The 1781-nt window shown below is 62.5% G+C and carries 3 protein-coding genes; all 3 read right to left on the reverse strand.

The genetic code is table 11. The features are described from left to right. On the reverse strand, positions 1–313 hold a 313-nt coding region (locus EN893_RS32335), incomplete at its 3' end, for a hypothetical protein (RefSeq protein ID WP_164901318.1). Between the two features lie 92 nt (positions 314–405). Then, positions 406–813, reverse strand: coding sequence for a F0F1 ATP synthase subunit epsilon (locus EN893_RS32340; RefSeq protein WP_127267285.1), 408 nt, complete (start codon positions 811–813; stop codon positions 406–408). A gap of 113 nt (positions 814–926) precedes the next feature. Then, positions 927–1781: F0F1 ATP synthase subunit beta (atpD, locus tag EN893_RS32345; protein ID WP_128362110.1), on the reverse strand; the 855-nt coding region annotated here is incomplete at its 5' end.

Consider the following 1781-nt stretch of genomic DNA (forward strand, 5'->3'; position numbering starts at 1 on the left):
CCCAAAATCCGTGCGCATACCATCTCACCGGCTTGAACCGATGGGCGAAGGGCAGGACGAGCGCTGCCCCCAGGATCATCGAACCGATACCTGAAAAATTGGCCAGCCAGGCAAGATCGGTTCCCGGCAGCACCGGAAATCCGGTGTAGGCGAGTGCGAAAACGATGGCGCTGATCACCACCAGGCTGGCAACCGCCGGCTTGCCGCTGCCGATCCACAGAAATCCGCCGAATGGACCGCCAAAGGCCGACACCAGGGCCGTCGACCACCAGGAGCGTGAGGCTGTTTCTCGTTGCGCTGTTTCTTCCGTCACCGGCCCACCCCCATCCCAAGGCAGCGCGACTGTCCAACAAACAAAAAAGCGAGGCAAGGCCCCGCTTTTTACTCTTTCATCGAAACCGAATTTCAAGCCGGCAGGATGGCGCCTTCCAGCGTGGTGAGTTGGCTAAGGAACTGCTCCGCCTTGCTGCGAGCCTCGTCGTCCTTGGCGTCGGCAGCGTCTTCTTTGGCTTCCTGGATGCGGCGCGCGAGATCGGCGCGGTCGACATCCTTCACGGCGACAGCCGATTCCGCCAGCAGCGTGCAGCCGGCCGGAACGATGTCGGCGAAGCCGCCGAACACCACATAGCGTTCTTCGCCGCCCGCCGCGGTCTTCACGGTGACGACGCCCGGCTTGATCGTGGTCATGACCGGGGCGTGATGCGCCATGACGGTCATCTCGCCTTCGGCGCCCGGAATGACGACGGATTCGACCTGCTCAGAAACCAGCAGGCGTTCCGGCGAGACCAGTTCGAACTTGAAAGCTTCAGCCATGATCAATTTAGTGAGTAGGGAATAGGAACTAGTCAGTAGTAAGTGGCCCTAACCGGCCCACATCACGCAGCTGCTATTCCCTACTCACTACTGACTACTCCCTATTCCCTGAATTATGCCGCTTCAGCCGCGAGGCGCTGTGCCTTCTCGACTGCTTCCTCGATGCCGCCGACCATGTAGAAGGCGGCTTCCGGCAGGTGATCGTAGTCGCCGTTGCAGAGGCCCTTGAAGCCCTTGATGGTGTCGGCGAGGTCGACCAGCTTGCCCGGCGCGCCGGTGAACACTTCGGCGACGAAGAACGGCTGCGACAGGAAGCGCTCGATCTTGCGGGCGCGGGCCACGGTCTGCTTGTCCTCTTCCGACAGCTCGTCCATGCCCAGAATGGCGATGATGTCCTGCAGCGACTTGTAGCGCTGGAGGATCGACTGCACCTGGCGGGCGACGCCATAGTGTTCGTCGCCGACGACCAGCGGGTCGAGCATGCGCGAGGTCGAATCCAGCGGATCGACCGCCGGATAAATGCCCTTTTCGGCGATGGCGCGGTTCAACGTCGTGGTCGCGTCAAGGTGGGCGAACGAGGTCGCCGGCGCCGGATCAGTCAGATCGTCGGCGGGCACGTAGATGGCTTGCACGGACGTGATCGAGCCCTTGGTGGTGGTGGTGATACGTTCCTGCAGCGCGCCCATGTCGGTGGCGAGCGTCGGCTGATAGCCCACGGCCGAAGGAATACGGCCGAGCAGAGCCGACACTTCCGAACCAGCCTGCGTGAAGCGGAAGATGTTGTCGACGAAGAACAGCACGTCCTGGCCCTGGTCGCGGAAGTATTCCGCAACCGTCAGGCCGGTCAGGCCGACGCGGGCGCGCGCGCCCGGCGGCTCGTTCATCTGGCCATAGACGAGTGCGGCCTTGGAGCCTTCGCCGCCGCCCTTCTTGTTGACGCCGGATTCGATGAACTCGTGATACAGATC

This window comes from Mesorhizobium sp. M7A.F.Ca.CA.004.04.2.1, assembly GCF_004022825.1.
Lineage (GTDB): Bacteria > Pseudomonadota > Alphaproteobacteria > Rhizobiales > Rhizobiaceae > Mesorhizobium.

What these genes read in the sequence shown, in the direction of transcription:
- EN893_RS32340 (WP_127267285.1), bottom strand. Translation starts at nt 813, where the DNA reads ATGGCTGAAGCTTTCAAGTTCGAACTGGTCTCGCCGGAACGCCTGCTG.